The organism is Microcoleus sp. AT8-B5, from assembly GCF_036705565.1.
Lineage (GTDB): Bacteria > Cyanobacteriota > Cyanobacteriia > Cyanobacteriales > Microcoleaceae > Microcoleus.
Genome location: NZ_JAUBUY010000020.1, coordinates 1 through 25,181, shown reverse-complemented (window position 1 = coordinate 25,181; position 25,181 = coordinate 1). Strand labels below are relative to the sequence as shown.

Annotated in this window: 24 protein-coding genes; 9 read left to right on the top strand and 15 right to left on the bottom strand. The window is 44.1% G+C overall.

Annotated features, from left to right (window positions below; genetic code table 11):
* Positions 1 to 14: 14 nt before the first annotated feature.
* Complete coding sequence (locus tag QUB39_RS15410; RefSeq protein ID WP_333054651.1) at positions 15 to 1,739, top strand: AAA-like domain-containing protein; 1,725 nt, start codon at positions 15 to 17, stop codon at positions 1,737 to 1,739.
* A 92-nt stretch (positions 1,740 to 1,831) separates the two neighbouring features.
* Here QUB39_RS15410 and QUB39_RS15405 read toward each other — a convergent pair whose 3' ends face one another.
* Complete coding sequence (locus QUB39_RS15405) at positions 1,832 to 2,179, bottom strand: rhodanese-like domain-containing protein (RefSeq protein ID WP_333054648.1); 348 nt, start codon at positions 2,177 to 2,179, stop codon at positions 1,832 to 1,834.
* 102 nt (positions 2,180 to 2,281) lie between these two features.
* Positions 2,282 to 2,911 carry a hypothetical protein gene (locus QUB39_RS15400; protein WP_333054647.1) on the bottom strand — a complete coding sequence of 210 codons (630 nt, stop codon included), beginning with the start codon at positions 2,909 to 2,911 and terminating at the stop codon, positions 2,282 to 2,284.
* A 197-nt stretch (positions 2,912 to 3,108) separates the two neighbouring features.
* On the opposite strand from QUB39_RS15400, the gene rpsD reads away from it, so the two are divergent.
* Entirely contained in the window at positions 3,109 to 3,717 is a 609-nt protein-coding gene (gene rpsD / locus QUB39_RS15395; protein ID WP_172190738.1) for a 30S ribosomal protein S4, read from the top strand.
* Positions 3,718 to 4,095: 378 nt separating this feature from the next.
* Here the strand turns inward: rpsD and QUB39_RS15390 are convergent, their stop codons facing one another.
* From QUB39_RS15390 to QUB39_RS15370, 5 genes are read right to left on the bottom strand one after another with little or no spacing between them, the layout of a single operon-like run.
* Positions 4,096 to 4,320 (bottom strand): hypothetical protein, encoded by a 225-nt coding sequence (locus QUB39_RS15390; protein ID WP_333145388.1) that lies wholly within the window; start codon positions 4,318 to 4,320, stop codon positions 4,096 to 4,098.
* Positions 4,321 to 4,354: 34 nt separating this feature from the next.
* Positions 4,355 to 5,398, bottom strand: coding sequence for a CBS domain-containing protein (locus QUB39_RS15385; RefSeq protein WP_333211761.1), 1,044 nt, complete (start codon positions 5,396 to 5,398; stop codon positions 4,355 to 4,357).
* A gap of 22 nt (positions 5,399 to 5,420) precedes the next feature.
* Positions 5,421 to 6,350 (bottom strand): CBS domain-containing protein, encoded by a 930-nt coding sequence (locus QUB39_RS15380; RefSeq protein ID WP_333211759.1) that lies wholly within the window; start codon positions 6,348 to 6,350, stop codon positions 5,421 to 5,423.
* Positions 6,351 to 6,363: 13 nt separating this feature from the next.
* A complete protein-coding gene (locus QUB39_RS15375) occupies positions 6,364 to 7,794 on the bottom strand; it encodes a P-loop NTPase fold protein (RefSeq protein ID WP_333211757.1) in 1,431 nt (476 codons plus the stop codon).
* A gap of 26 nt (positions 7,795 to 7,820) precedes the next feature.
* The gene (locus QUB39_RS15370) at positions 7,821 to 8,408 is read right to left on the bottom strand and encodes an adenylate kinase (RefSeq protein ID WP_333211755.1); all 588 of its coding nucleotides are present in this window, start codon (positions 8,406 to 8,408) and stop codon (positions 7,821 to 7,823) included.
* Positions 8,409 to 8,684: 276 nt separating this feature from the next.
* On the opposite strand from QUB39_RS15370, the gene QUB39_RS15365 reads away from it, so the two are divergent.
* Entirely contained in the window at positions 8,685 to 9,206 is a 522-nt protein-coding gene (locus tag QUB39_RS15365; RefSeq protein ID WP_333211753.1) for a DNA-binding response regulator, read from the top strand.
* 149 nt (positions 9,207 to 9,355) lie between these two features.
* Here QUB39_RS15365 and QUB39_RS15360 read toward each other — a convergent pair whose 3' ends face one another.
* The 5 genes from QUB39_RS15360 to QUB39_RS15340 all read right to left on the bottom strand — a co-directional run bounded on the left by QUB39_RS15360 (position 9,356) and on the right by QUB39_RS15340 (position 16,128).
* The gene (locus QUB39_RS15360) at positions 9,356 to 10,558 is read right to left on the bottom strand and encodes a catalase (RefSeq protein ID WP_333262217.1); all 1,203 of its coding nucleotides are present in this window, start codon (positions 10,556 to 10,558) and stop codon (positions 9,356 to 9,358) included.
* A 199-nt stretch (positions 10,559 to 10,757) separates the two neighbouring features.
* A complete protein-coding gene (locus QUB39_RS15355; RefSeq protein WP_333054644.1) occupies positions 10,758 to 12,404 on the bottom strand; it encodes a peroxidase family protein in 1,647 nt (548 codons plus the stop codon).
* Positions 12,405 to 12,474: 70 nt separating this feature from the next.
* Entirely contained in the window at positions 12,475 to 13,497 is a 1,023-nt protein-coding gene (locus QUB39_RS15350; RefSeq protein WP_333211749.1) for a DUF2235 domain-containing protein, read from the bottom strand.
* 630 nt (positions 13,498 to 14,127) lie between these two features.
* Positions 14,128 to 15,570 carry an MFS transporter gene (locus QUB39_RS15345; RefSeq protein WP_333054642.1) on the bottom strand — a complete coding sequence of 481 codons (1,443 nt, stop codon included), beginning with the start codon at positions 15,568 to 15,570 and terminating at the stop codon, positions 14,128 to 14,130.
* A gap of 390 nt (positions 15,571 to 15,960) precedes the next feature.
* Positions 15,961 to 16,128, bottom strand: coding sequence for a hypothetical protein (locus QUB39_RS15340; RefSeq protein ID WP_333211747.1), 168 nt, complete (start codon positions 16,126 to 16,128; stop codon positions 15,961 to 15,963).
* 118 nt (positions 16,129 to 16,246) lie between these two features.
* Here QUB39_RS15340 and cbiD point away from each other — a divergent pair, with 118 nt between their 5' ends.
* The 5 genes from cbiD to QUB39_RS15315 all read left to right on the top strand — a co-directional run bounded on the left by cbiD (position 16,247) and on the right by QUB39_RS15315 (position 21,464).
* Positions 16,247 to 17,368 carry a cobalt-precorrin-5B (C(1))-methyltransferase CbiD gene (gene cbiD / locus QUB39_RS15335; protein WP_333211776.1) on the top strand — a complete coding sequence of 374 codons (1,122 nt, stop codon included), beginning with the start codon at positions 16,247 to 16,249 and terminating at the stop codon, positions 17,366 to 17,368.
* Between the two features lie 332 nt (positions 17,369 to 17,700).
* Positions 17,701 to 19,314 (top strand): glutamine-hydrolyzing GMP synthase, encoded by a 1,614-nt coding sequence (gene guaA, locus QUB39_RS15330; protein WP_445242999.1) that lies wholly within the window; start codon positions 17,701 to 17,703, stop codon positions 19,312 to 19,314.
* Between the two features lie 512 nt (positions 19,315 to 19,826).
* Positions 19,827 to 20,042 (top strand): hypothetical protein, encoded by a 216-nt coding sequence (locus tag QUB39_RS15325; RefSeq protein WP_333054638.1) that lies wholly within the window; start codon positions 19,827 to 19,829, stop codon positions 20,040 to 20,042.
* A gap of 569 nt (positions 20,043 to 20,611) precedes the next feature.
* Positions 20,612 to 20,890 (top strand): pirin family protein, encoded by a 279-nt coding sequence (locus tag QUB39_RS15320; protein WP_333054637.1) that lies wholly within the window; start codon positions 20,612 to 20,614, stop codon positions 20,888 to 20,890.
* Positions 20,847 to 21,464 carry a pirin-like C-terminal cupin domain-containing protein gene (locus tag QUB39_RS15315; protein WP_333054635.1) on the top strand — a complete coding sequence of 206 codons (618 nt, stop codon included), beginning with the start codon at positions 20,847 to 20,849 and terminating at the stop codon, positions 21,462 to 21,464. The genes QUB39_RS15320 and QUB39_RS15315 overlap by 44 nt, the downstream gene beginning before the upstream one ends.
* A gap of 201 nt (positions 21,465 to 21,665) precedes the next feature.
* Here the strand turns inward: QUB39_RS15315 and QUB39_RS15310 are convergent, their stop codons facing one another.
* From QUB39_RS15310 to QUB39_RS15300, 3 genes are all read right to left on the bottom strand, one after another.
* Positions 21,666 to 22,241, bottom strand: a complete 576-nt coding sequence (locus QUB39_RS15310; protein WP_333054634.1) for a TIGR04376 family protein — start codon at positions 22,239 to 22,241, stop codon at positions 21,666 to 21,668.
* A gap of 355 nt (positions 22,242 to 22,596) precedes the next feature.
* A complete protein-coding gene (locus tag QUB39_RS15305) occupies positions 22,597 to 23,838 on the bottom strand; it encodes a hypothetical protein (RefSeq protein WP_333054632.1) in 1,242 nt (413 codons plus the stop codon).
* A gap of 449 nt (positions 23,839 to 24,287) precedes the next feature.
* Positions 24,288 to 24,860 (bottom strand): hypothetical protein, encoded by a 573-nt coding sequence (locus QUB39_RS15300; RefSeq protein WP_333211743.1) that lies wholly within the window; start codon positions 24,858 to 24,860, stop codon positions 24,288 to 24,290.
* 116 nt (positions 24,861 to 24,976) lie between these two features.
* On the opposite strand from QUB39_RS15300, the gene QUB39_RS15295 reads away from it, so the two are divergent.
* Positions 24,977 to 25,181: transposase family protein (locus tag QUB39_RS15295; RefSeq protein WP_333240803.1), on the top strand; the 205-nt coding region annotated here is incomplete at its 3' end.

Sequence of the window (25,181 nt, the reverse complement as noted above, 5' to 3'; positions counted from 1 at the left end):
CTTGCGGAACGACTATGGCAGGACTCCAAAAATTACCAAACTTGATCCAAACAGTTGCAGACCTAGAATTTCCCGGCGGCCCCATACCGCTTGACTCTCGATTTTATATCGATCGCTCAGGGGCCGAAGCCCTGGCCTGTGCAGAAATTAGCAAACCCGGTGGCCTTGTTCGCATTAAAGCTCCCAAAAAAATGGGCAAAAGTTCGCTGATGCTGCGGATAGTTCACGCGACAGTCGATCGTGGATACCGCACAGTAACTGTAGACTTTCAGCAAGCTGACGCAGCGGTTTTTGCTAGTTTAGATAAATTTTTACGCTGGCTTTGTGTCAATGTCGCTCGGCAACTCAAACTCGAACCAAATATTGATGAATTCTGGGATGAAGATATGGGCAGCAAGGTCAGCTGCACAATTTACTTTGAAAACTATTTGCTCGAACTAATTGACAGTCCTATTGTCTTGGTGATTAACGAAATAAATCGCATATTTGAACGGACTAACATTGCTCAAGATTTTCTTTCGATCATCCGTTTTTGGTATGAACAAGCTCGCGCTAGCACAATTTGGCAAAAACTCCGCATTGTTGTCATTCATTCGACCGAGATTTATATTGCTTTGAGGCTTAATCAATCTCCATTTAATGTAGGAATGCCGATTAAACTCTCAGAATTTACTGCTGAACAAGTTCAAGATTTGGCGTGCAGACACGGACTGAACTGGAGCAATAGCGCTCCGATCGAGCAATTAATGAACATGGTAGGCGGGCATCCTTATTTAGTGCATTTAGCGCTGTATCACCTGGCAATTTTGCAACAAAATCGCCTCTTTGTCGATCGGGATGAACCAGGGAATGAACTGGGGCTAGCCGAGTTGGCAGAATTGTTAACAGCAGCTCCTACTCACAGCGGAATTTATAGCGACTACTTGCAAAATCAGTCGATCGCCATTCAACAGCAGCCCGAACTCGCCTCCGCATTCCAACAGGTTGTCGATGCTAAAAATAGCGTTCACCTCGAACCTTTGATGGCTTATCAGTTAGACAGCATGGGACTTGTCAAATTAGAGGGAAATAACTGTAGTTTGTCTTGCGAATTATATCGCCTGTATTTTCAAGGGCAAAATTTGTGCGAGGACAAGTTATCGGTGGTTCGTTTTGAGGAGTTGCAGCAAGAAAATCTAAGGCTGCAAGCTTTGGTGAATGTGGACGAACTTACTCAAATTGGCAACAGACGGTATTTTGATAGTTGCTTGCGAACCGAATGGAAACACATGGCTCGCGAGGGGTCTCCGATATCTTTAATTTTGTGCGATCTCGATTATTTCAAAATATATAATGATACCTACGGACATCAAGCAGGAGATGATTGTTTGCGATTGGTAGCTCAGACAATTCGCCGATCGCTCCAGCGTCCTGCTGATGTAGCTGCTCGCTACGGGGGCGAGGAATTTGCTGTGATTTTACCGGAAACTGATGCGTCGGCGGCTCTGGTTGTTGCCGAACAAATTAGAGCAAAAGTGAAAGCTTTGAATATTCTTTTTAACCCGCAGAGTCTTGACGGTCTACCTAATTCTGTGGTAACGATTAGTTTGGGAATTGCCAGCGTTGTTCCCAGCGAGGAAAATGATGCGATAACCCTGCTACTGGCGGCTGATGAAGCTCTTTATGACTCGAAAAGGCAGGGGCGCGATCGGCTCACTATGAGTACGCTTTTCAATTTTCGATTTGCTGGTGTTAATTAGCTCATTCCGGGGAAATATTATTCGTTTCTACACATACAAAGTCCGCCCGCGCGGACTCTGAAGAAAAGGATAGTTAAGAACTGGATTTGATGTTAATAGCGGGGGACGGTTCGATCGACTACCATTGAATAAGCATCGATACCGCCAACGATATTTTTAACGTTGGTAAATCCTCGATCGGTCAACCACTGGCACATTTGAGCCGATCGCACTCCGTGATGGCACAGAACTAGGGTTTCTGTATCGCGATCGAGTCTAGCGTCAATTTCACCAGACCATTCGGCAAACTCGCTCAGCGGAAAAGCTACAAATCCCGGCAGCGCGGCGAGTTCAATTTCGTAAGGTTCCCGCACGTCTACAAGCTGCAATTTCTCAGCATTGGTTTCTGCTAATTGGCGAGCTAATTCTTCGACTGTAATTTGAGCAAAAATTTCTGACATTTGATTAGGAAAATGTAGGCATCAGTCAATCGATTTTAGATTTTAGATTTTAGATTTTAGATTGTTAACAGTCAACAGTCAACAGTCAACTGTTAACAGTGATTAATTGAGGGGCGAAGGCGTTGGAATTAGCTCCACAGGAGGGGTAGGTGCAGGGCGTCCGTCCAACTGGCTCACGCTGTCCCTGGGGTCAAGACAAGTGGCGATTAACCTGTCAGTGGGAAATTCGAGCCTGCCGCTCAAACCGACTACGCATTCAGAAAACTGTTGTGGCAATAAACTGCGGCGGCATCCATCGAGCACTACCAGGGGATCGGCAGGTTGAGTTCGACTTTTGCTGTTAATATTCACTACGCAAGTAGCCAATTCTTGGGGACGCCTCACCCGCCGACAGCTAGAGAGCGCTTCGACACCAGAAATCTTGGTTTTGCGGTTGATTTGGAGGGCGCATTTAGATATGTCGCGGGGGCGGAGGGCGTCAGCACAAGCGGCGGCGGCGGCCTCTGCTGCCACTCCGGCTTCGATTAGTTCCAAGGCGCAGACGCGATAGGGATTCCTAGAGCGAGGAATTCTAATAGTGATGGCTGAGGCTGGCGATATGGGCAGGGCTGTTGCCAACAAACCAAGTGCTGCTAGCTGCGTGCCGAGAGCTAATATCCAGCGCCCGGTAGGGTTTGAGCCGGTCGGTGCTGGCTTTGGGGAAGAAGTGCGGGAGAAATTGCGGTTGTGCATGGCAGATCGAGTAGTGAGTTTTTTTGGCTGATTTGGGCGATCGAGCGATCGGCTTTTCCTTCAGAATTTACCGCACATTATGGATCGCCCTCCGGTCGATCGTTTTTTTATCGATCTTTATTTGAATTTTGACCGTTACCAACATATAATATAGAGTCTGCATAAATATTGCATACAGATATTAGAGAGGAAAATAAATGTCTCGATATCGAGGCCCCCGATTGAGAATCGTCCGTCGCCTGAAAGAGTTGCCCGGTCTAACCCGCAAAACCCCCAGACGAGATTATCCGCCTGGACAGCACGGTCAAAACCGCAAAAAGCTCTCTGAGTATGCGGTTCGCTTGCAAGAAAAGCAAAAACTCCGTTTCAATTACGGTGTGACGGAACGCCAATTGCTCCGTTACGTCCGCAAAGCCCGCCGTGTCACGGGCTCCACAGGTCAAGTGTTACTGCAATTTTTGGAAATGCGCTTGGACAATACTGTGTTTCGGATGGGAATGGCTCCAACCATTCCGTCCGCTAGACAATTGGTAAATCACGGTCACATAACTGTCAATGACCGTGAAGTCAATATCGCCAGCTATCAGTGCAAGCCTGGTGATGTGGTTGCTGTGAAAAATAGAGAGCGCTCTCGCACAATGGTAGAAGCTAATCTCAAAGACCCAGGCTTGGCTCACTTGCCGAATCACTTGGAATTTGATAAGCAAAAACTGGTTGGCAAAGTTAATGGCGTTATCGAACGCGAGTGGATTGCTCTACAAATTAACGAACTGCTAGTGGTGGAATACTACTCACGGCAAGCTTAATTTATTAGTCATCAGTCGTTGGTCATTAGTCATCAGTTGGTTGCTAGCAGAATAATTAATAATTGGGTACGAACCCAGTTATTGATTAATTGCTACTGAATAATGAGGACTAAGGACTGAGGACTAAGAATTCATCATTTTTAACACTCCCACCCCCTAAAAAGGGATGGGATTTTTTGAAGGTTTCGCTTGTTAACTTCTTTTATATCGTTTCCGGTTGCATCGGAATGATTTAACCGCAGAGGGCGCAGAGAACGCAGAGGGAGAGAATACAGAGATGAATACAGGACGATGCTACCGGATTTGATATTAGTTGCCATTTGCTCAGACGACACCTGCCTGATGGCTTAAATGATTTCCCAGCCCCAAATTACTCCCTTAAAAAGTTTCTTCTCCTGTGGGTTCTTGGTGGACAAGACCTCGCTTTTGAAGGCGATAATTCGCTACAACGGGGTAAACAACACCGCGTATCCGATTGATCGCACCTACTGGACGATGAACTGCTAAGCCGTTCCAGGGAGAATATCTCAGGTTTTCGTTGAAATCAGATTGTTTTTCATAATCAATAATCTGATGCTTGACGGTGAGACGACCTACAATCATTTTTGGAGTTGGTTTGCGTCAATTATCTCGCAGTTTATTTGGGATTTTCAGGAGTTGGCGATCCTGGATTTATAAACATTAGGAAGCCTCGAAAAATATCAGTATAGCTGATTATTCCATCGAAGGTAAATTTACCACTATCAGAGTCTTTTGTGCAAACTACAAGAGCAGTAGGTCTATCCTTAGAATTATCGGGAACAAATGTTTCAATCACTTCAGAGGTACGATCTCCAGGACTTACGCTGTTTCTCTCATTCACCGGAAGCATAATATATTTTAACGGCAATTTTGAGTATTGAGTCAAAGTTATATCGTGTAAAAAAGTATTAACAATTACATCATCAACTATTCCTGTCACAAATCTACCATCTGCTGTTGTGATAGGAATATGAGTAAAGGAATTTTCCTTCAAAATTCTTCGGGCACGCAACAAATTGTCATCCTCAGTTAATACAGTAAGATCCTCTCTTTTCTTAAATAGGCTATTTTGACCTATAGTTTCCCTTAAGAACTGTGTATGACTTGTTGGATCGTTGATTTTACGCAATACATCGGTGTAGGATATTGTTCCTACGATAAGCTTATTATCTCCATATACACATAGAGTCCGATATCGTCGAGTAAAATTTTCTCCTTCGGGTTTTACAGGATTCATTAAATCCTTAAAAACATCTTTAACTTTACTATTTTTGAGAGAAAGAGTCTTGACAGGTATCGTCATAAGTTTTGCAAAATCCTCAATTTCATTAAGACATTTTGCACTAATTTCTTGATTGAATTTTCGCAGTTGTAATTTTTGTTGAGGTGTCAGAGGGAATTCTGGCGGATATAGTTCGTTGGGAGGAGTTAAAATTTTCACTAGGTCTGTCTTGCTAATGACAGTTTTTAACTCCCCTCTTGGTTCATCACTTTTAGGATCAATAGGCTCAATAATGGGAACGTGCCTGATTTTAAATTCATCCATCATAGCATCTAAATAGTCCACTGTGTCAGTTGGCTGTAACCACCATAATGGTCTATTCTGTTGGAGTGCAGGGAACTCCTGATCGATACGTGCTTCCATATTATCAATAGGCATAATTAAAGTCCTCCATTGTTGTTTAATTTTGACGGTAAACTTGTACGCGGAATTGTAAAATATCAATCGGCGTTACTACCATTTTTGGGTAACTTTTGCCTAGCAATTGTTCAACAATAACTACTTCCTTAACTCCCAAATTTAAGTAAGCATTAATACACTCTTGCAAGGTTTGACTTTTCTCAACCAAACATAATTTAGTTATAGGTTTCATTATTTCCGATAAAGATATACCCATTAAACTAAAATACATCGGATGAGTCAGTGTTGTCACCTGCTTTTTATCAACTATTCCTAGCAAATTGCCATCTCGATCGCAGATAGTTATATGCTCTATCGGCAAATATTTCATCGCAAATCGAGATTGAGCTAGGGTATCTGATGGTAGTAGAGTATATGGTTGTTCCATACCACTCGCTTCCGGTAACGCTAAAAAGCGTTCGGCTTTCAATTGACAAAATTTTTGATTAGATTTAATGTGACTTAAGATGCTTTCGGGAGAAGCTACGCCATAAACTGTTTCCTCCTCATTGATAATAGGTAAAACTCTGATTGCTGAAGTTGATTTATAGGATTCCACTAATTTATCGATCGCATAAATTAGCCTCTGATTTTTAGAAGTATAAGGCTTGATTTTTTCTAGTTTAAATACCTCGATTATCGGCTTTTTTAAACTATTAACCAATTCCTCATTTAATTGTTTGCGAAATTTATGGGTTTTAATTCTAAACTTAACAGGTACATCTAAAGCTGGCGGTGGTAGCGATCGTAAAATTGATAAGTCAGTTAGGATACCCGCAAATTTTTTATCCTCATCTACAATAACAATTTCACTCGCATTTTGCACAGTAATTAAAGCTAATGCTTCTGCTACTGTATCTGTATCTTTTAAGATACAAAAATCATTGGTTATGACCTTCGTATCTTCTATACTTCCATCGCTATTTTCCATGATTTTTCAACGATTACATATAAGTTACAGATTGAGATAATTTTTGAATCGCTTTCCAGTCATCACTATTTGTGATTTTACCATCATTATAGTAGGTAACTATAAAGTCTATTAAATTTCGATTTTCTAAGAATTGTGCAAATATTGGATGTTTGTTCGTAGACTTGATTAAATTATCTATGCCAATATCTATGCTATCATCTGTTCCACCTTCATTTTGCCAAGCAGTGTATATTTGATCCATAAGTTGATGATTGTTAGCTAAACGATCGTAAAACTCAGGAAAATTTAACTGGAGTAAAATTATTTTGCAAAATTTATACTTGTCATCAGTATTCCAGTCTATTTTTTTCTTTTCAAGTATGCTTCGACGATCGTCGGTTAATCGGAGTTGTGCGAGCTTATCAGCAAGGGTAGAGTTGTGTTTTTTGACAATCTCTTGAATCATATAAAAAGCCGTAATAAATTGTTGCATTTTACGGATATTTGAATTAGTCGCTTTAGAAATCATCCCCCATATTTTTTCATCATTACTATACTGGGCAGTTAAAGAACCTTGAAGCAGTCTATCTTTAACTTCATCTCGATTTTTATCAGATAGAAAAAAGTTAAGATTGATGATTTTTTCTATATATTCCCTACCAGTAATACCAAGCTCTTTAGGGTATCTTTGTCCCACCGCTTGCTCAATTATTCTTTTATCAATTCCAATGACAAAAATACAGTTAGACTTATCTAAATGCAATTTCAAGCATTCTAGGACAGATAAAGCATTTTCTGGTAAGCAACGATCCAAATCATCAATAAATATCATCAATCGGCCATTGTTACCCACATAACTTTCTACTGCTTTTCCAAAGACATCTTCAAATTCATTGATAAATTGATAAGGATTAATGAGGTGAGGGTTTTCACCAGGATTAACTAACATTGCAAGTTGTTTAGCTATGGCTTCGGTATTAATAAAACCTGCTGTTGCACCATTAACATATCCTGTCGCTAAAACACCAGCTAATTTAAAAGCGCAAACTGAATAAGTTAAAGCGGCTTTTGTAATAGTTTGACGCTCTTTTGGAGAGATACTTTCATCTGCACATATTTGACTAAGAATTGTCTGGATAAGAGCATTCTTAATATCCAGTTTATCGTCATATTTCCAAGCATTAAACCAAACCGTTTTATATCTTTTTGCAGGAGTTGCTAATTGTTCAAAATCCCGTTTCATCTGTGCCATGAGGCTAGTTTTGCCGCTCCCCCAAGAACCAAAAATACCAATGGTAAAAGCGCCTTCTTTATGATGTGAATTTTGATTTTGTCGGTCAGGTGGTTGTGTGGCATCAATCGCCATATTACACAGTAATTCTGCGTAAATATCATAATTAAGCTCACTGCTACTTCCTGGGCCGCCGCGAATGATATTTCTATCGGCTTGAGTAAAAGGCATAATTTGTTTCCTCCTTGATTTATCAATTAAGACTTAGTGGACTTTTTTACTTCTGACAAAACTTCTTGAATTGCTGAGCTAACTGCCTCTTTAGACATAAACCCGTTGATGGTTTCTAGCAATAACCACTCACTATATAAGTTGATTAAAGGTGCCGTTTCTTCTTGAAAAATTTGGATGCGTCGCCGAATAACTTCTGGAGTATCATCTGTACGATTTTCCTTGATGGCTCTCTTTCTCAGTCGCTGAACTAAAACTGAGTCTGGTACATCAAAATTGATAACACAATCACAACTTGGCTGATCTAAATCCCTTAATAATTTGTCTAAAGCTCCAACTTGAGCGACGTTCCGAGGAAATCCGTCTAATATCCAACCTGGTGTTGCTTCTTTTTTTGTCAATTGTTCTTTTACAATATCTAGCACAATGCTATCAGGGACTAATGCCCCTTTATCTATATAAGATTGTGCTTTTTGACCTATTTTAGTTTCGTTTTTTCGCTCATGTCGCAGTAGTTCGCCGGTTGAAATGTGATGAATCCCGAAGTCCTTGGCTACGATCGCAGCTTGAGTGCCTTTGCCTGCGCCATTCGGACCTAAAAATATAATTCGCATACTTTTTATGATTCAACTGTTGGATAAGCTAGGATTGTTCTGTTGATAACGAACTTAAAGCTAACAAAGACTACCAAATTACGCTATTATTACATTAGCCTTTTCCAGAATACTCGAAACGGCCACAAAAAAATATGACCGCAAGCGTTCTATAAAAGACCAATGTATGTAATATCACTGTTATATCTACCTTAAAACAAAAAAAAATAATCCGCAACTATTAAACATTATCAATTTATGCTACCATTACGTTAGCAATTTCCACCAAGACGAAAAATGGTTACACGAAAACCTACTAGAAAGGATCTATTTGCCGAAGCAGCCCAAACTTGGGACTTGAATCGCATCTATGAACTATTTACCGAAGCTAAACGTCGCATTTTCCCCAACGCCCGCCAAGGGCTCACTGATACAGAAAAATTATATTTGCGTGGTCTTTTGTGCAATTTCAGCCCTAGTGATATTGCGCGTCAATTGTCGAAAAGTGCTAGGGGGGCTGAGGTTTATATGTGCAAAACTCTCTATCAATATTTTAAGGGTATTCCTGAAACTCCTAGTGATGATGTTGGTAATTGGCGCAATGTTCATCAATGGTTGGATAAAGCTGGTTATAAAGTAGATTTATCGGGTGATTCTACTGTCGGTAGGTCTTTACCAAAAGACGCTAAGATACATATAACTGATATTAATTTTTTTAATGACAATAATAATGCAACAATTTCTATAGATATCAATATTAAGTTATCGTTTCCTTCAGAGGTGACAAATCAAGGTGAGGATAAAATAGCAAATGATTAAAGATAAATTTAGGAAAACAACGTGAAACAGGCTACATTTAAAGGGTTTGGGGATCGCACGATGAGAATCGAGCCAAACTCTTACAGAAGGACATGATATTACTACACAGAAACCCGGTAACTTCTGCGAAACCGGGTTTCTAGACTGTACTAAAATGTTTCTTCTCCGGTTGGTTCTTGGTGGACAAGACCTCGCTTTTGAAGGCGATAATTCGCTACAACCGGGTAAACAACACCGCGTATCCGATTTATGGCGCCTACTGGACGATGAACTGCTAAGCCGTTCCAGGGAGAATATCTCAGGTTTTCGTTGAAATCAGATTGTTTTTCATAATCAATAATCTGATGCTTGACGGTGAGACGACCTACTCTCAAGAAGGGTGATTCTTTTTCCTTCCAGACATTGATGCCATCGTCGATCGGCATTTTTAGGCTGGTTTGGAACTGAATGCCAAAATCCCAACAGTATTGAGCGTCAGGTTTCGCCAAGGCTTGAATGAGATCGTCCCGGTAATAATTGTCTGGCTTATTGGGATCTAAACCCAAGGCTTTAGCGCGATCGACAAAAGGAATTTTAGGAATTCCCGGTCGAGATTGTTCGGGAATTATCTCGTGCGGTGGTTTGCATGAAACCGGAGTGAACCCATACTTAATTACAGCAGGATATTCGACAGGAACTAGACCAGGTTGCGAGGGATCGAAATCGGGATTGAGACCCAAAGCAGAGGGTGAACCGCTCCAATATTTGGCTGTTAGCAAACTCTTCGGAGTCCGGCTACCCGTAAGCGTTGACACAGCTAAAAAGTGTCTGGGATGTCGAATTAGCCACTTCTTCAATGTCTCTGGTGATTCAACCAAAGCAGAAAAAAAGCCGTAGTAGTCTTTGATGGTTTGGCTCACAAATAGCTCTGAATTGTGAACAATGATGTCCTGGGTTTTTGACTCGTGGCTTTGCGCCAGTCGTTCCCCTTCCACCCCCATCACTTTCAGTGAGATTGAACGCGAATCTTTTTGGTAATCAGGGTATACTTTGGTAGCGCCGTTAGCAAAGCGCAACCAAACAGGATATTGTTGGGGTTTTGCTAGCAAACCTTGCTTAAGGGAAATCGCATTCAGTTGCGAAGAAGTTAACGAAGCGCGTTTGCCCAATTCCCGTTTAATCGCTTCCTCATCAAAGTCAAAAATTTCCAGAGTTCCTTTAACGCAAGCATGAGTTTTGGCGTGAGTATCTCGCAGCGCCCGATCCTTATTGCCGTAAAGATTATCCATCCGAAGCTTGGCCTGCTCAACCAAAAGATCGTAATATTTGCGTTCGTCTTGTTCGGGATATTCGGTAAATAACTTCTTGTTCATAACATAACCTTTGGTTAATCGCTAAAAAAGGCTCTACACAAACCGTTGCATCTGTGAAACAGTATAAATGCTGGTGCAATTGCTTCCGAATTGCCGTAGCTTATCGCTTGCGAAAATATCGCCTTTTTCTTCCTCATTTTTGAGGGCGCAGGTGTCTTTGCGCCCCCAACTAATTTGAGTCTTAGTTGTCAGCTACAACTTAAAGATCGAAGGAGACTTTGTACTTGGGATCGCTTGGAGGAACATTACGATTCACTAAATCAGAGACTGTTTTGGTATTTTGGATAATTTCCCAACCAACCTCAGAAAAAGTTTCCTTATTGAAGACTTTAGGCGATAACAAAGGATTAGTTAAAGCTTGGGAGAAAGCATCAATGCCAATTATCCGTGCTACTAAAGGCGGAATTGCTGAATTTTCCCGCACATCTTCAGCGTACAATCCGACAAATAGTTCAATCTTATCAACATGACCGTACAACTCTTTTAATTTCTGTTGAGCGTATTCGTCACCCGTAATTTGATTGAAATCAGTCACCCTGGGATAACCACACATTTCGCGGTAATCGTTATAACTGGCTAACTGCGCCTGCCGTCCGAGTTTAACAGATGCTAGTTCGGTAGCATCAATAAATGTATAAGGTGTTCCTGCGATCTTAAAATCAGGTGTGTTAAACAAACCAATTCTAGTGCCTGGTTGGGAACAAGTTTCTTCCATCAATGCACCCAACCCTTTATCGATTAACATCTGATTATTCCAGAGGGAATCGTACATGGATTTTTCTTTCCCGTCATAGGTAAAGGTTTCAGGAACCGCACTATGCCAGCGATAGACAAAACTAAACTCAATCGCCATCCAATTTTCTCGATACCAACTTTCCTTGGTAAAAGCTTCAGGATCGGCAAAGAACCTAAAATTATAGGGCGTAATGTGGAAAATGTACTCTTCCATAATGATATTGAGAACAATCACCATGAGAATATTTCTCGCGGTTTGGAAGAGCCTCTCGTCGTCCCATTCTGGATAGCTTTTTGACAAAACATCGCAAATTCGATTATGCTCCCTGATACATAAAGTGTTGAGCATGACATAGCCAACTTGGACGTTTGCCCGTTCAACTCCCATTGCAAATAGCTTGCTTTTCTTTTCGGGGGATTGTCTTTTCTCATCATTAAGGGGTGCATGAAGACCTTCAAATTGAGGATCGATAATACCCTGCTCAGGATCGGCATAATAAAAGAGTGGATATTCTTCTTCTACGCCATCTTTGCGCTTGAGTTTTTGGGTTTTAAATTTACCGTCTTTGAAAGCTCTGAGCATATTTGTTTGTTTGCGGGTCAACCCGTAAACATTACACATATCAATCTGATGGTTGGAGGTATTTTTGAAGCGGTTTTGCTGATCGATCCGCAGAAAACTATCTGTAAACCACTGCACCCAATAGGGAAAGAGCAGAGTCGATTTGTCTGAATAAATGGTTTTTCCATCTCTTTTTTGAAATAAGGTCTTTAATTTACCCAGTGGTGGTAAATTCCCTTCTTTGTTAAATTCGGGGTCGGGAGGTAAATGTCGCCCAGTATAAGTCTTGTCTGTAAGTGAATCCCAAGAGATGTAGGTATCAGTTTTTTTTGGAATATCTGTCCCTGGAATTTTGGGATCTAAGCCCATTAAGCTATAGGGAAGCGGGCGAGTCGGAAGTTTGTAAATGATGCTATTGAGAAAAAATTTGTTTAGTTTACGTTTCAGAGGCTCGTAACTTTGAACTAAGTTCCAAATTGGTTTGAAATGAGTCAACGTATATGCTAAAGCTTTGTTGCTAAATCCATCTCTAGATGTATCTCTTTTCATGATTGCTTTTCCTTTGTTGTAGATGAGATAGTCTTATTAGGTTCCGTTCTGAGAGCTTGATAAATTTTTATCATTTTTCTATATTATCAATTATTTTGGAGAGAATTTTTTGCAGATTCTTAGGTCGATAGTCTTGGCGTTTTTTTAATCGATTGATCGTGCTTTCGTGAAGATCCTCAATAGCATCGCCCACCTCGCGGAACTTGATTCCTGCCAATTTGAAGAACCCAGGATTGTTTTTAAAATCAATCTCATAATTGGGATTGATACCTGTGGGAATGGCACTTGGATCGAATTCAAGCCCCAATCCCAGGTTACGGGTTGAATCGATCATCCATTGTAAGGCGGCATCTGATAAACCGCTGTATTCTTTCGTTCCACCGCCGATGCAGATATGCGAGCCGGGAAACCAAACTTGAATAACCCGCTGGTTCTCAATATCAGGATTTTTTTTCATAGGCGTAACATCAAAGATTTCGCGAACTTCGTCGATCGCAACGGCGTGCAACGCATTTTGAATTAACTTATTTAAAGTGGTGTCGTGGAATCTGTACCTTTTCTTGAGCTGTTCGTCATACTTCTTGAAGGCGGGTAGAGTAGGAATACCAAGGGCTCCAACGGTGTCGAAACAACCAAGCAAGGTAATCGGGACGCGATCGCCGTAATCTTCGCGGTAATTGGCTGCTACCCGATCCTTTGGTTTAATGTCTCGTTTACGGTAAAGCTCGTAAGCTTCTGATGCCCTGGTAATATGAGGGCGGGATAGGAGACCGGAGCAATAAATCATCCCGGTTAGACTCCTGACTGTGTAAGCACCGCGACTGAACCCGAATAGATATATTTCGTCACCCTTCTCATAGTTGAGAGAAAGAAAACGATAGGCATCTTGTATATTTTTATCGATTCCCAGTCCAGTGGCTCCGCCCAAAATCTTGTTACTATCCGCTCCAACTCCTTCGTCATAAAACACGATTTGCGGAACCCCGTCACTGGCGGTCGATTTCACTGCCTGGGCAAGTTTAATCACATTACTTGGGTAACTACTATTGAGTTGTTGCCAAGTGCCATCACAGCAAACGATTAGACGTTTCATTTTTACTTGTCTCTCTTTGAATCGGAAATTTGAGAGCGATCTGTCATTGGTCATCGGTTACAAGAGAATTGCCAATTCCCCTTTTTGTATGGCGTCAGGCGATCGCTGCTAGTTTTTGGATCGAAATTGTTATGTGGGTGGGCAATCTTTAGTTATTTCGATTGTCAGGATAGTAGTCTCAAACCACCACCTAGTTGAGTTTATTGTATTAAAATGTGAATAATATTTATATTTCTTAATACAAAAAGGGCTGAGCGTGAGATCGTAGGTTTGGTTCTGAGAAAATGCTCGATTATCCTAAAACGTAAAAAATTCAGAGCGTGAAATCGTAGGTTTGCTTCAGGGAAAATGCTCGATTATCGTAACATAAGTAGTGATACGACGCCCTAGCTAACGAACCTTTAAACACATTTACGGTCTGCACAGTGAGTTTTTAGAACAGCTATATATTATCGATTTGTCGGTTGGCTGCAAGATAATAGTGAGATATTTGCCGCACATCAGATTTAGGCGATGTTTTAGGTTAATTTTTGTCTCAGTCACTCTCAGGTTTTCTGCGATCTGCTTGAAGTTTTTAACAATCTGTGGGTTTTTCTGGTTTCTCGATCGGTAAATTTGTGCGAAAATTTCCTAGCCCCGATTAAATTTAAAACGTCCCAAAGTGGGGACGATCGACCGCAGCGACTGGCTACGAGGTTCTCGCACCAAAATCAAAGGCAGCAAGCCTACCAGCCTCACAGCAGCCGAGAGGGCAAACAGTGAGCCCAAACTCATACCAGGAAGTTGGGCAAGAAAGCCGCCGGCGGTAGTTCCCAAAGCCCCAGCTAATCCCGAAACAGCAGCGCCGATCGCAAAATAAGTCGAAGGTTGCTCGATCGACGCGAGCTCCATTTGAATATTGTTAGTACACAGCCCGATCGCCCCTAAAGTCGTTCCCCCCAACAAGTGCAGCAGCGGCAGCCACACCCAGAGGGCAAACGGGTAATTGCCCGTACCCAACCACAGCAAAGGGGTTACAGCCACCACCAGCCCAACCGCAATTAGCAGCGGACGATTCCCCCAGCGATCGGCCAACTTACCCCAAAACATCAGCAGCAGTAGATTTGCGCCGGAACTTAAGCTGGTGTAAATCGTTACCAAACTCACATCCAAGCTTAAATCTTTCAGCAAGTAGATATTAAAAAAAGGCGCGCTGAGATTAACTGCAAATGTCCATAGGCTGAAGTAAAGAATAAACATTAAAAAATTAGAATCTTTCAGCACAGAAGGCACAAAATCTGTTATTTGCTTTTCTTTTTTCTTTGTAAGTCGATCGTTCAGTGCATTTTTTTTGTATACCTGGGGATTCACATCAACCATGAAGGATTGACACCCCAAACTAATCATTCCCGCCAAAACACCCACCAATAAAACAATACCGTAGCCCAAAATTGGGCCGCCGTCCCAAGTTGACACTCCCAATCCCATCAACGGCACTCCCAGCAAAGTGATGAGGCTGACAGCACTGTTGCGAAAGCCAAAATAGCGTCCCCGCAAGCGCTGAGGAACCACAGCAGCCATCCAACTGAACCAGCTAGAATTGGCAAAAGCTGCCAGCACGCTAGCTGCTACGACTGTTACCAGTGTCCATTGCAGCAGTTGGCGGGGATCTTGGTGCTGGGAACCCCAAACAATTGCCACCGCCAGCACCAGCCACAGCAGCCGCGAAACGCTGAATACAAATAGGTTGTACGAGCGGCGGGTGGTTGTCCGATCTGCGATGTAGGCTCCTAATGGTTGCAGGAGATTTACCACCATCGGAATAGCAAAGAATATACCTATTTCCACGCTACTCGCGCCGAGTTGCAGCAAGAAGTTGCTCAGCAGCACGCCGGTGGTCGCCGACTCGAAGATAGTGGCAAAAACGCCGTCTAGAGTTGAGGCTTTCAGGGTCGATCGAACGTCTTTTTTGGAAAATTTGAGAGCTATTTTTGGAGAGAGAACGAGCTGAAATATTTTCGGGTCTACTATTTCTACTATTTCTGCAGTCTGAAGAGATAGAGGTTCATTTAACTCTGCAACTGGTTCAACCATAGTCAATCGATTTTAGATTTTAGGTTTTAGATTGTAGATTGGAGAAGTGAAGTAACAGGGTTAGATAAAACCAGCCCCACCTTCAAGAGGCTAACTCGAAAGTAGGACTGGCACGTCCGGGTAATTCAGATCAATATAAATGACTTGCGATCGCTGGGACATCAACCGCTTGGGAGATATAAATCTGCTAATTGTAAAAAAGTAGGTTTTAGGGCTTAACCAGGAAGCGAGCGCAGCATTTTGCATACCAAAAATTGCTCGAATTCCGCCTCAAACAAGTTCCCCAAAGGCAAAAGCAAATTTCGCGCGATCTCACTCGGTTCTCAAATCTTTACGGCTAGCTAAATCTATAAAATGAAAGACGATCGACTTGCTGAGTATCGCTGCTAACTATTTGTACCTAATTCCTGGAATGCGTTTGTTCAGTCCCAGCGCTGGCGATCGAGATTCCGGGTTTTTTGTGAAAATCGCCCGCACCGGCCCGTAAGCCTTCGGAGTGGGTTGTGGGCGCTCCTCGTAGAGGCTCGCCAACTGGTAGGACAAAATTATAGTTGACAAAAATTACGCTAACTGCAGATAATAGCAAACCCTAGAATTACACTTAAATGTTTGAGGGGTATCAGTGCTAAGGCGTGATGTCGATCGCCAGCCAATTTACGGATTTCTGAATTACAACGTGACAAAAACTCAACCTTTATCGGGGTATACACTGCCAGTATTTGCCTGTGCGGCCGCACTTGCAGCTTTGCGGTGCTTACGCGCAGGTATTCAGTCTCTAGATAGCGTATCAGTCAATTTACTGGAACCGCAAATAACTGCAGAAATTCCGATCGAACAGGCGTCTGTACTCAAAACTGATACCGCTTTAGGAGTGACTCGCTCAGATCCGGGCGACAATCTCGATCTGACTCGAAATACCCCCGTTTGGGCAATGGTGGAATTGGGGAATTGGGAAGAGGGAGAGCAGATTGTGATTCTCGGCGGTGAAGGTATAGGGCGTCACACAGTCGGTGGAGGGGCGGCGATCTATGATTACGCAATGCGACTGTTGCGATCGAATCTGAGCCGAGAACTCGCAGGGGGAGAAAAAATTACTGTCACCCTGATTCTGCCGTCTGGGCGGCAACTAGCCACCCGCACTTCTAACGAAGCTTTCGGCGTGGTAGAAGGACTTTCGCTGCTGGGTACAACGGGCATTTCTCAACCGCTGAGCGCCCCTGGACAGTTGGAAGTTTACCGCGAACAACTGCAACAAAAAGCCGAACTGTTTGACTGTTTGGTTTTCTGCATCGGCGAAAACGGCTTGGATTTGGCGCGACAACTGGGGATTAATCGTGAGAGGTTAGTCAAAACCGCTAACTGGCTCGGCCCGCTGCTGGTAGAAGCCGGATATCAGGGCGTGCAGTCAATTTTGCTGTTTGGCTATCACGGGAAACTGATGAAATTGGCGGCGGGAATTTTTCACACTCACCACCACCTCGCTGACGGGCGCAGGGAAATTCTCACAGCTTACTGTGCTAAGGCTGGAATGCCGGCTGATGCGTGTTCCGCAATTTTTGCCGCAGCGACAGCCGAAGAGGCTCTCGGGCAACTGCGGGCTTTAGACGCCGAGTTTGGGAGCAATTGGGTCGATCTAATTTACGGCGACATCGCCCGACAAATAGACTTGCGGTCATCGGATTGCATTTTTACTCACACTAACTTGCACATCCCCGTGGGCTCGGTGATGTTCGGGCGCGATCGCAAAATTATTGTTAAAAGTGACATAGGAGATACATTTTTGACCCAAATTTGTTAATGTAGTGTGAATATCCCTGAATTCTGTTTAAAACATCGGTCAGGGATAATATTTAACAAGTAATAATTCTCTGTCCCTAAACCTTAATTATACTAGGTTGCTTCGGGAAGCTATTTCTGAAGCAAGAATTCAATTAATTAGGGTAAGGATCGAAGTAAATCTATGGCCCTGTACCCGATTAATCGACTAACATCGCTGACGGCAATCTAGTATCAATAAGATTTATTCCTAGCGACCAATGGTTCCTAGTCTTCCTTAGAATTGTACTGAGAGCGCGACAGATACGTCCGCTACTTTCTGCCCAATTAGCACTTAGCAATTACGCAATAACCGTGACTACTAAAATAGAAACTGAGTCCGTTCTCACAAACTCTTTAATGCAGCAGATCGATCGCCAGATCATCGTGATTCTCGACTTCGGTTCGCAATATTCCGAACTGATTGCTCGTCGAATTCGCGAAACTCAAGTATATTCAGAAGTAATTTCTTACCGCACTACGGCAGAACAGTTAAAAGCTATCAATCCTAAAGGAATTATTCTTTCAGGAGGCCCAAGTTCTGTATACGATGAAAAAGCACCCCACTGCGACCCAGAAATTTGGAATTTGGGAATACCGGTGTTGGGAGTGTGTTACGGGATGCAGTTGATGGTAAAGCAGCTCGGAGGCACGGTTGAACGGGCTAAGTTAGCCGAATATGGCAAGGCATCGCTATTTATTGACGATCCTACAGATTTGCTGACAAATGTCGAAGAAGGCAGCACGATGTGGATGAGCCACGGAGACTCGTGTACTCAACTGCCACCGGGTTTTGAAATCCTCGCTCACACAGACAATACTCCGTGTGCTGCTGTGGCTAACCACGAGAAAAATTTGTACGGGGTTCAGTTTCACCCCGAAGTAGTTCACTCGATCGGGGGAATAGCTTTAATTCGCAATTTTGTTTACCACATTTGCGAGTGCGAACCGACTTGGACGACTGCTACTTTTGTGGAGGAATCGATTCGCGAAATTCGCGCGCAAGTGGGAGATAAACGAGTTTTGCTGGCTCTATCGGGCGGTGTAGATTCTTCTACTTTGGCTTTCTTGCTGCATAAGGCGATCGGCGACCAACTTACCTGTATGTTTATCGATCAAGGGTTTATGCGGAAGTATGAACCAGAACGGTTGGTAAAATTATTTAAAGAGCAATTCCACATTGACGTTGAGTATGTTAATGCTCGCGAACGCTTTTTAGCTCAACTTGAAGGGATTACCGATCCTGAAGTAAAACGCAAGCGGATCGGTCACGAATTTATCAACGTATTTGAAGAAGAATCGAAGCGTCTGGGCCCCTTTGACTACCTCGCACAAGGTACTCTTTATCCTGATGTGATTGAGTCGGCTGACACGAATGCAGACCCCAAAAGTGGCGAGCGAGTTGCTGTTAAAATTAAAAGCCACCACAACGTCGGCGGTTTGCCGAAAAATTTGCGATTTAAGCTGATTGAACCGCTGCGAAAACTGTTTAAGGATGAGGTGCGAAAAGTCGGCCGGTCGATCGGGCTTCCCGAAGAAATAGTGAACCGACAACCTTTCCCCGGCCCGGGATTGGCGATTCGGATTATCGGAGAAGTTACCTCCGAGAGACTAAATATTTTGCGGGATGCTGACTTCATTGTTCGCCAAGAAATTAACCGGCACGGATTGTACGGTGAACTTTGGCAAGCTTTTGCAGTTTTGCTACCGATTCGCAGTGTAGGCGTGATGGGCGATCAGCGCACTTATGCTTACCCGATCGTCTTGCGATTTATTAAGAGTGAAGACGGGATGACGGCTGATTGGGCGCGGGTTCCTTACGATTTGTTGGAACTGATCTCGAATCGGATTGTGAATGAGGTTAAGGGGGTGAACCGAGTGGTTTACGATATTACTTCTAAGCCACCGGGAACGATCGAGTGGGAGTGATTTCTAGTTAGCGATTAAGTAGGCGGACTAATTTTTTTGTCTGTCTACTTATTTTGATTTTGGATAAAAAGTCAACAGTCGTTACTTGTTGACAAGTGATTGAAGAAGAGGTAGTTCTTCCTATGAAGGTCTGAAACATTTGCACAGCAAGAGGTTCAGACTCGTGAAAAACGAAAATTATCACTGTGACACTTGAAGGGCCGAAGGTTGGTTCTAACTGACATCTTGCACCATTCTCGATAAGCATTTTAGGAACAGGCTTTTCGGCCTGTTCCACAAGAAAATTCACTCTTTGTGGAACAGGCCGAAAAGCCTGTTCTTGAGAAGGGTGCAAGATGTGGGTTCTAATTGTTCCACCGCTGCATTAGTTTCAATGTTGTGACTTCGATCACTGGTAACACGGACTTGGTTCACCGAAGATTTTCAGTATTATCACGGAAAAAAACCAGCACCATCACTTGCTCTTAGGAGAAACCACGAGATGATTAAGGTGTCGAGTTCAAAACAATCCCATGTATCCAGTTAATCTTCTCCCCGGCGCTATCAACGAATTAATTGCCACTGTCACCGATACTCACCGCGTTACCAAGGCTGACCGCTACGGCATGATGGCCGCCATCCTCGATGAGTCTATCAGTGAAGAAGAACGTGGCTCACTCGATCGTCTGATTCGCTCCCTAGTCAAAGGTAGGATTCAAGTCAGTGATGAACTCTCCATCGTCTCGTAAGCAGAAAGCTCGTTGAGAACTCGACACTCTACAAGAGCTTTCGATTGGGAAAGTTTAGACCAGTCACTGATATTGCGATCGTCCTTTACAAGGATAGCTTTTTGTATCATGCACTTTTGACATAGACGATTAGCGTTGGGAACTTCATAAACATTATGACGGATACCATCCAGCATCTCATCACAAATTTGGGTAGAAACCCCGTCCTTTTAGGACGGCTTTATATTAGAATGTAATTGGTCAACGACCCACCCGAGACGATGGATCAAACAGCCTATACGAGCGAAGTTCAGCCCGAGGTGCTGGCGGCGAAGCAAAATCGGTAGACCGGGAAAAGAGGATAGGGCAATGGAAGTCTAACCCTAGAATCAAAACAGGAGAAGAATTCCGTTTGGTATTCGACACGTAAAAACCGCAGGGCTTGCGGGGTTAGTCTGTGGAGCGAACATAAGACCAAAACTCTTTGAGGGTGGAGGCAGTTGCGAAGAAGCAGAAACTTAAGTCGCGAGGCTTAAGAATCACCGTACCTTCAGGTCAGTGAGTATGTCAATGAGCCACACATTCAAGATTTGGGTGGATTCCAAGCCCGTCACTTGCTTCCCTCAGACGTTTTAGCACTGGTAGGCCCGTTCATCTTTTTTGACCATCTCGGCCCTGCGGTGTTTCCACCCGGCCGGGGCGTGGATGTCAGACCGCATCCGCACATCAACTTAGCAACCGTCACCTACCTGTTTGAAGGTGTTTTGCTGCATCGTGATAGTGTGGGCAGCGTTCAAGAAATCCGTCAGGCGTGCGGTGAACTGGATGACGGCAGGGCGAGGCATTGTCCACTCCGAACGCACGCCTGACGACGATCGCAGCAAAGAAGCCATCCTGCATGGCATTCAAACTTGGATAGCCCTTCCCCATGAATACGAAGAAACCGACCCCTGGTTTCGGCATCATCCGGCAACTGAACTGCCTGTTTGGGAGGACGCAGGAGTTTCGTTCACCCTGATTGCGGGTGAGGCATACGATCGCACTTCCCCAGTTCAAATATTTTCACCCATGATTTATCTGGACGTGCAACTGACTGCTGGAAGAGAATTTACCTTACCGGGCCATTACAGCGAACAGGCGGTTTACAGCGTAACAGAGGGGCTTGCGATCGATGGAGAGCCTCTGGAACAACATCGGTTAGCGGTTCTAAATTCAGGCACTGAAGTAAACATTTCTGCTTCAGCCAAGGCTCGTTGTATTGTGATTGGCGGTGAACCTGTTGGTGAGCGCCATAAGTGGTGGAATTTTGTTTCGAGTCGGCACTCGCGCATTGAGCAAGCTAAACTCGATTGGAGAGAGGGACGCTTTGCTCAGGTTCCTCAAGAGACAGAGTTTATTCCGCTGCCCGAAGAGCCACCTTCTCAAGCAGAGCAACCGTTGTGAATAACCGCAGAGATTTAACTTTAAAAACTGTTTTTTGATGCATAATTTGTCTTTTTTACTCTAATCTTCACGAATATTATTTCAAAATCGGCGTTGCTTAATCAGGGTATGAAAAAAATCAGTGGGAAATCGGGAAGCTTTGTGGGTACTGGTTTATATGACTTGCATATTGAGCTTTTCATACCGTAAATCAGCAACGCCCTATCTGCCTATATTGCGCTTCATTCGATCGAGTTCTTCGTCTGCTTCCCAGCGTTGAAACTTTTCTTCTAAAGGATCTGCCGCATTAAAACTGTTATAATTTGAACTCTGATTCCAACCCTTTGTATCCCAATTTGGCTCTGTTTTAGTGGTAGGGCGAGTTGCGGCTTCTGCCGCTTTGGCTCGGACTTCTTTTCGCCGTACTTGAATTTGGCGGTACAGTTCTTTTGCTTTTTCAATCCGTTCTTTGCAGCCTTGCATTTGACCCCAGCGCTGATTTCCCTGACGCAGCAAAGCGGCTTGTCGCTCTTGGGCGGCTTGAGCTAAATCGAGCCTTTGAGCAGCTTTAGCTTTGTTGATGCGATCGTTCCAGCGCTGAATTTCTTGGGCGGCGGAGAGAATTTCGGCTTGCAGTTTTTTCTCTTGTTTTTGGATATCGAGAATCAGTCGCAGAGTGTCTTCTTCTTGTTCCTTCAGTTGTTCTTCTATTGCCTGCAATTCCAGATGGGGATTGCTACGCAAAAATTCTTCTAATCTGGTTTCTAAAAAGCGGCTGAAATCATCAAATAAGCCCATTTTTTATAATTCCTCAGTCAATCGATTTTAGGTTTTAGATTTTAGATTTTAGATTTTAGCATTGACTTGCGCGAGATAAATTCGGGGGCAAGTTTATCGGATACAGGTTTTTTATTTCTCCACACATGAATCCGGGGGGTTGTATCCTGGATGCTTTCGGTCATTAGTCATTGGTCATTAGTTATTAGTCATTGGTTCTTAGTCACTGGCGATCGATCATCGGTCATTAGTTGTCGGTTATTATAACTAACTGTTTTCAACGGTGAGGTACAGCCTCGTAATTGCCAATCACCAATTACCATTACCTAACTCATAACTAATGACTGATGACTAATGACTCATAACTGATGACTGATTAGAACTTTTGGCCGACAAAAACCGATCGCACATCTCCTCCCTTGCGAATCACTGCTTCTTGATTTTTGATTTCTGCCAGCGTCCAACCGCTAGCGCCGATGCTTTCGCCGACATAAATTCTGCGGGCTACGCCGTCTACTTCAAACAAAGCAGCCGATCGATCGCCCAACTCCAAAATCCCTACCAGCGTGTGGGCGGAAGTGGAGGCGCTGCTAACGGCCGGTGCCGATTGCTCGGGCGCGGGCGCAGATTGCTGGGCTGCTGCGGGCGCTGGTGCCGGTTCGGTTTCGCGAGCCAAAATCTTTGGCTGGGGAGACTCCGAGGGGGAAGGGGAAGCGGCGAGGGGATCTCGATTTCCCGCAGCGGCGATCGCACGACCGGAGGCTGGAGCAGCCGGTGAGGGGGAAACTGCCGCGGTTTGAGGAGCAGCAGGAGCAGCAGGAGCCGCCGGAGCCGCAGCCACCTGAGCAGGCGGAGCCACAGTCACCTGAGCGGGGGGAGGGATCACTACGATTTGGGGTGCTGGTGCTCCCGGCTGTGCGCCGGCTTGTTCTAGGGCATCAGCGATGCGGTTGACTGCTGTCGAAAGACCTGCGGTTGCCGGCGGCGCGCCGGAAATTTGAATGCTCGGCAGCGTCCCTGGGGTGGGGGCTGCGGGAACTCCTGCAAGTTGGGGGTTAGCCTGGGGTGCTTTTTTTTGTTCGATCGCTTCTAGGGAGCGCTGCACGTATTCCACAAACGGGGTGTCTGGTGCTGTTTTGCCACTTGCTGCGGGTGTCTCTGGTGCGGGGGCGGCGGGCAAGCGCACGAGTCCCGACCTGCTCGCGAGCCATAACCCCATGACTAGCAGCAGCGACCCAAATGCTGCTCCCAGCAGCATTCTGTCGAATGATTGTTTGGACTGCTGTTTTTTGGTTGTTTCTAGGGCGACTTGGCGGGCGATCGCTTCTACGTCTTTTTCGCCCCGCTGCGACTGGGGGGGTGCCAACTGCGACAAAACTATTTGAGGTACCGAGATCGACTTGAGGGCCACGAATTCTGGCTGCACTGGTTCCGATGGCAGTCCGCCGCTGCCGTCGAATGCTCGATCGACTCCTTCAAACAGTTCGTCCATCAACCGATCGGCGTAGGACTCTACTGCCACTGCTTCGGCTGGCACTGTTTCCACCGTCGCCCTCACGGCGATCGGCTCTGACGCTGATTCCAAAGACATCTGTTCGGCGATTACTTTTTGAGGCATAGTTTTCTGTTTGCTCCCGCTCCTCGACAACCCTGAGATTCTCAACTTCAGACTTCTACAGGATACTTGTGATGTTGACCAATTCTTGGCTCAGAACAGGTCAATTGTATCTCACCCATCACCATATTTTTAGTCCTCGACCAACTTACTTTGCCCGATCGACTTTTGTTTTACCTGTTTTGTGCCTTTTCGCCCCTGTTTTCTGCTGCCAGTCTTACTTGCTTACCCTGACTTTTACTGCATATTCTACTGCTTTTGTCAACCCCACCCTCCGGGGCTTCGCAGTTTGTGACATACAGCTTTACTTGGGGCGATCGCAAAAAAAGCGGGTTTTTTGCCGCTGTTTGCGATGGCTTTGCAGCTTTGACAACGATTTCAGACTTTTATCCGTCTTAAGTTTTTGGTCAGTTTGCTTGACAGTAATGACAGGTTGCAGATTTTCTCATAACTCATGGCTGCAACAGTGGTAACAACCGCTGTAATTCCCCACAAGCTGCCTGAAGCGATAGCGGCGCATTTTCTGGTAAGCTCTGAGAATAACATCGATCGGCTAAATCCTCAACAGGGCGTTTGCAAATAGCCTCATTCTTCTCAAATTTTGCATAAGCATCCTCTTCATTCACAGTTTCTCCCTGCAAATAATCTCCCTGCAAATAGTGTATCCAAGTCTCAATATTGCGCTTGGGAACAAAAATCGCGATCGCCTCATTCGGTTCCCTATTTTCCTGCTTATGTTCATCAAGCACACTAGCTAACCAATTAAGTCTTGCTGCCAGCGTACCCGTATCTGCATCAATTAACACAACTAATCCAATCGCCACCCGGTTTCTATTCTGGCGATAAGCTTTCACTTCCGCCAGATACTGAGTGCGTACATACTGTTCTCCAGCTTGGCTACCGGGCGGACATATTTTAGCCCGAATTATACCTGTAAAACCTCGCTTTTTTAGGAAATAACGCGCAAAAACAAACTGCTGTAGATCCTCGCAGAGAATGACAATCTGAACTCTACGCTGACTCATTCAACCATCCCCGTGCAATCAGTTCAGAAACTCAGGGTAAACGCATCTTAATTTCAGCCTAAAACATGATAAGATGAAGTATTGGGCTAAATCAAGTGCGTAATTAGGTGCGATCGATGGCGAAAGGGTTTACTTCGACTTTAACTGCCCAACAAAAAACAATAGGTGTATCGAACCCGACACACTTATTGAACGCTTGTTTTTTAAACCATTTTGGAACCTTGACCGATCCAAGAATAGAAAGAAGTAAGCAGCATTTATTAATAGATATTGTAGCAATTGCGATTCTAGCTGTCATCAGCGGTGCAGATGGATGGGAAG

Excerpts from the sequence above, each read along its gene's own strand:
- QUB39_RS15325 (WP_333054638.1), top strand. The coding sequence starts at position 19,827 with ATGTATCCAGTTAATCTTCTCCCCGGCGCTATCAACGAATTAATTGCC.
- QUB39_RS15375 (WP_333211757.1), bottom strand. The coding sequence starts at position 7,794 with ATGCCTTTTACTCAAGCCGATAGAAATATCATTCGCGGCGGCCCAGGA.
- QUB39_RS15410 (WP_333054651.1), top strand. The coding sequence starts at position 15 with ATGGCAGGACTCCAAAAATTACCAAACTTGATCCAAACAGTTGCAGAC.
- QUB39_RS15380 (WP_333211759.1), bottom strand. The coding sequence starts at position 6,350 with ATGGAAAATAGCGATGGAAGTATAGAAGATACGAAGGTCATAACCAAT.
- QUB39_RS15385 (WP_333211761.1), bottom strand. The coding sequence starts at position 5,398 with ATGCCTATTGATAATATGGAAGCACGTATCGATCAGGAGTTCCCTGCA.
- QUB39_RS15350 (WP_333211749.1), bottom strand. The coding sequence starts at position 13,497 with ATGAAACGTCTAATCGTTTGCTGTGATGGCACTTGGCAACAACTCAAT.
- QUB39_RS15400 (WP_333054647.1), bottom strand. The coding sequence starts at position 2,911 with ATGCACAACCGCAATTTCTCCCGCACTTCTTCCCCAAAGCCAGCACCG.
- QUB39_RS15405 (WP_333054648.1), bottom strand. The coding sequence starts at position 2,179 with ATGTCAGAAATTTTTGCTCAAATTACAGTCGAAGAATTAGCTCGCCAA.
- QUB39_RS15310 (WP_333054634.1), bottom strand. The coding sequence starts at position 22,241 with ATGGGCTTATTTGATGATTTCAGCCGCTTTTTAGAAACCAGATTAGAA.
- QUB39_RS15345 (WP_333054642.1), bottom strand. The coding sequence starts at position 15,570 with ATGGTTGAACCAGTTGCAGAGTTAAATGAACCTCTATCTCTTCAGACT.
- rpsD (WP_172190738.1), top strand. The coding sequence starts at position 3,109 with ATGTCTCGATATCGAGGCCCCCGATTGAGAATCGTCCGTCGCCTGAAA.
- QUB39_RS15355 (WP_333054644.1), bottom strand. The coding sequence starts at position 12,404 with ATGAAAAGAGATACATCTAGAGATGGATTTAGCAACAAAGCTTTAGCA.
- QUB39_RS15300 (WP_333211743.1), bottom strand. The coding sequence starts at position 24,860 with ATGAGTCAGCGTAGAGTTCAGATTGTCATTCTCTGCGAGGATCTACAG.
- QUB39_RS15370 (WP_333211755.1), bottom strand. The coding sequence starts at position 8,408 with ATGCGAATTATATTTTTAGGTCCGAATGGCGCAGGCAAAGGCACTCAA.
- QUB39_RS15390 (WP_333145388.1), bottom strand. The coding sequence starts at position 4,320 with ATGATTGTAGGTCGTCTCACCGTCAAGCATCAGATTATTGATTATGAA.
- QUB39_RS15305 (WP_333054632.1), bottom strand. The coding sequence starts at position 23,838 with ATGCCTCAAAAAGTAATCGCCGAACAGATGTCTTTGGAATCAGCGTCA.
- QUB39_RS15360 (WP_333262217.1), bottom strand. The coding sequence starts at position 10,558 with ATGAACAAGAAGTTATTTACCGAATATCCCGAACAAGACGAACGCAAA.
- QUB39_RS15365 (WP_333211753.1), top strand. The coding sequence starts at position 8,685 with ATGGTTACACGAAAACCTACTAGAAAGGATCTATTTGCCGAAGCAGCC.
- QUB39_RS15315 (WP_333054635.1), top strand. The coding sequence starts at position 20,847 with ATGACGGCAGGGCGAGGCATTGTCCACTCCGAACGCACGCCTGACGAC.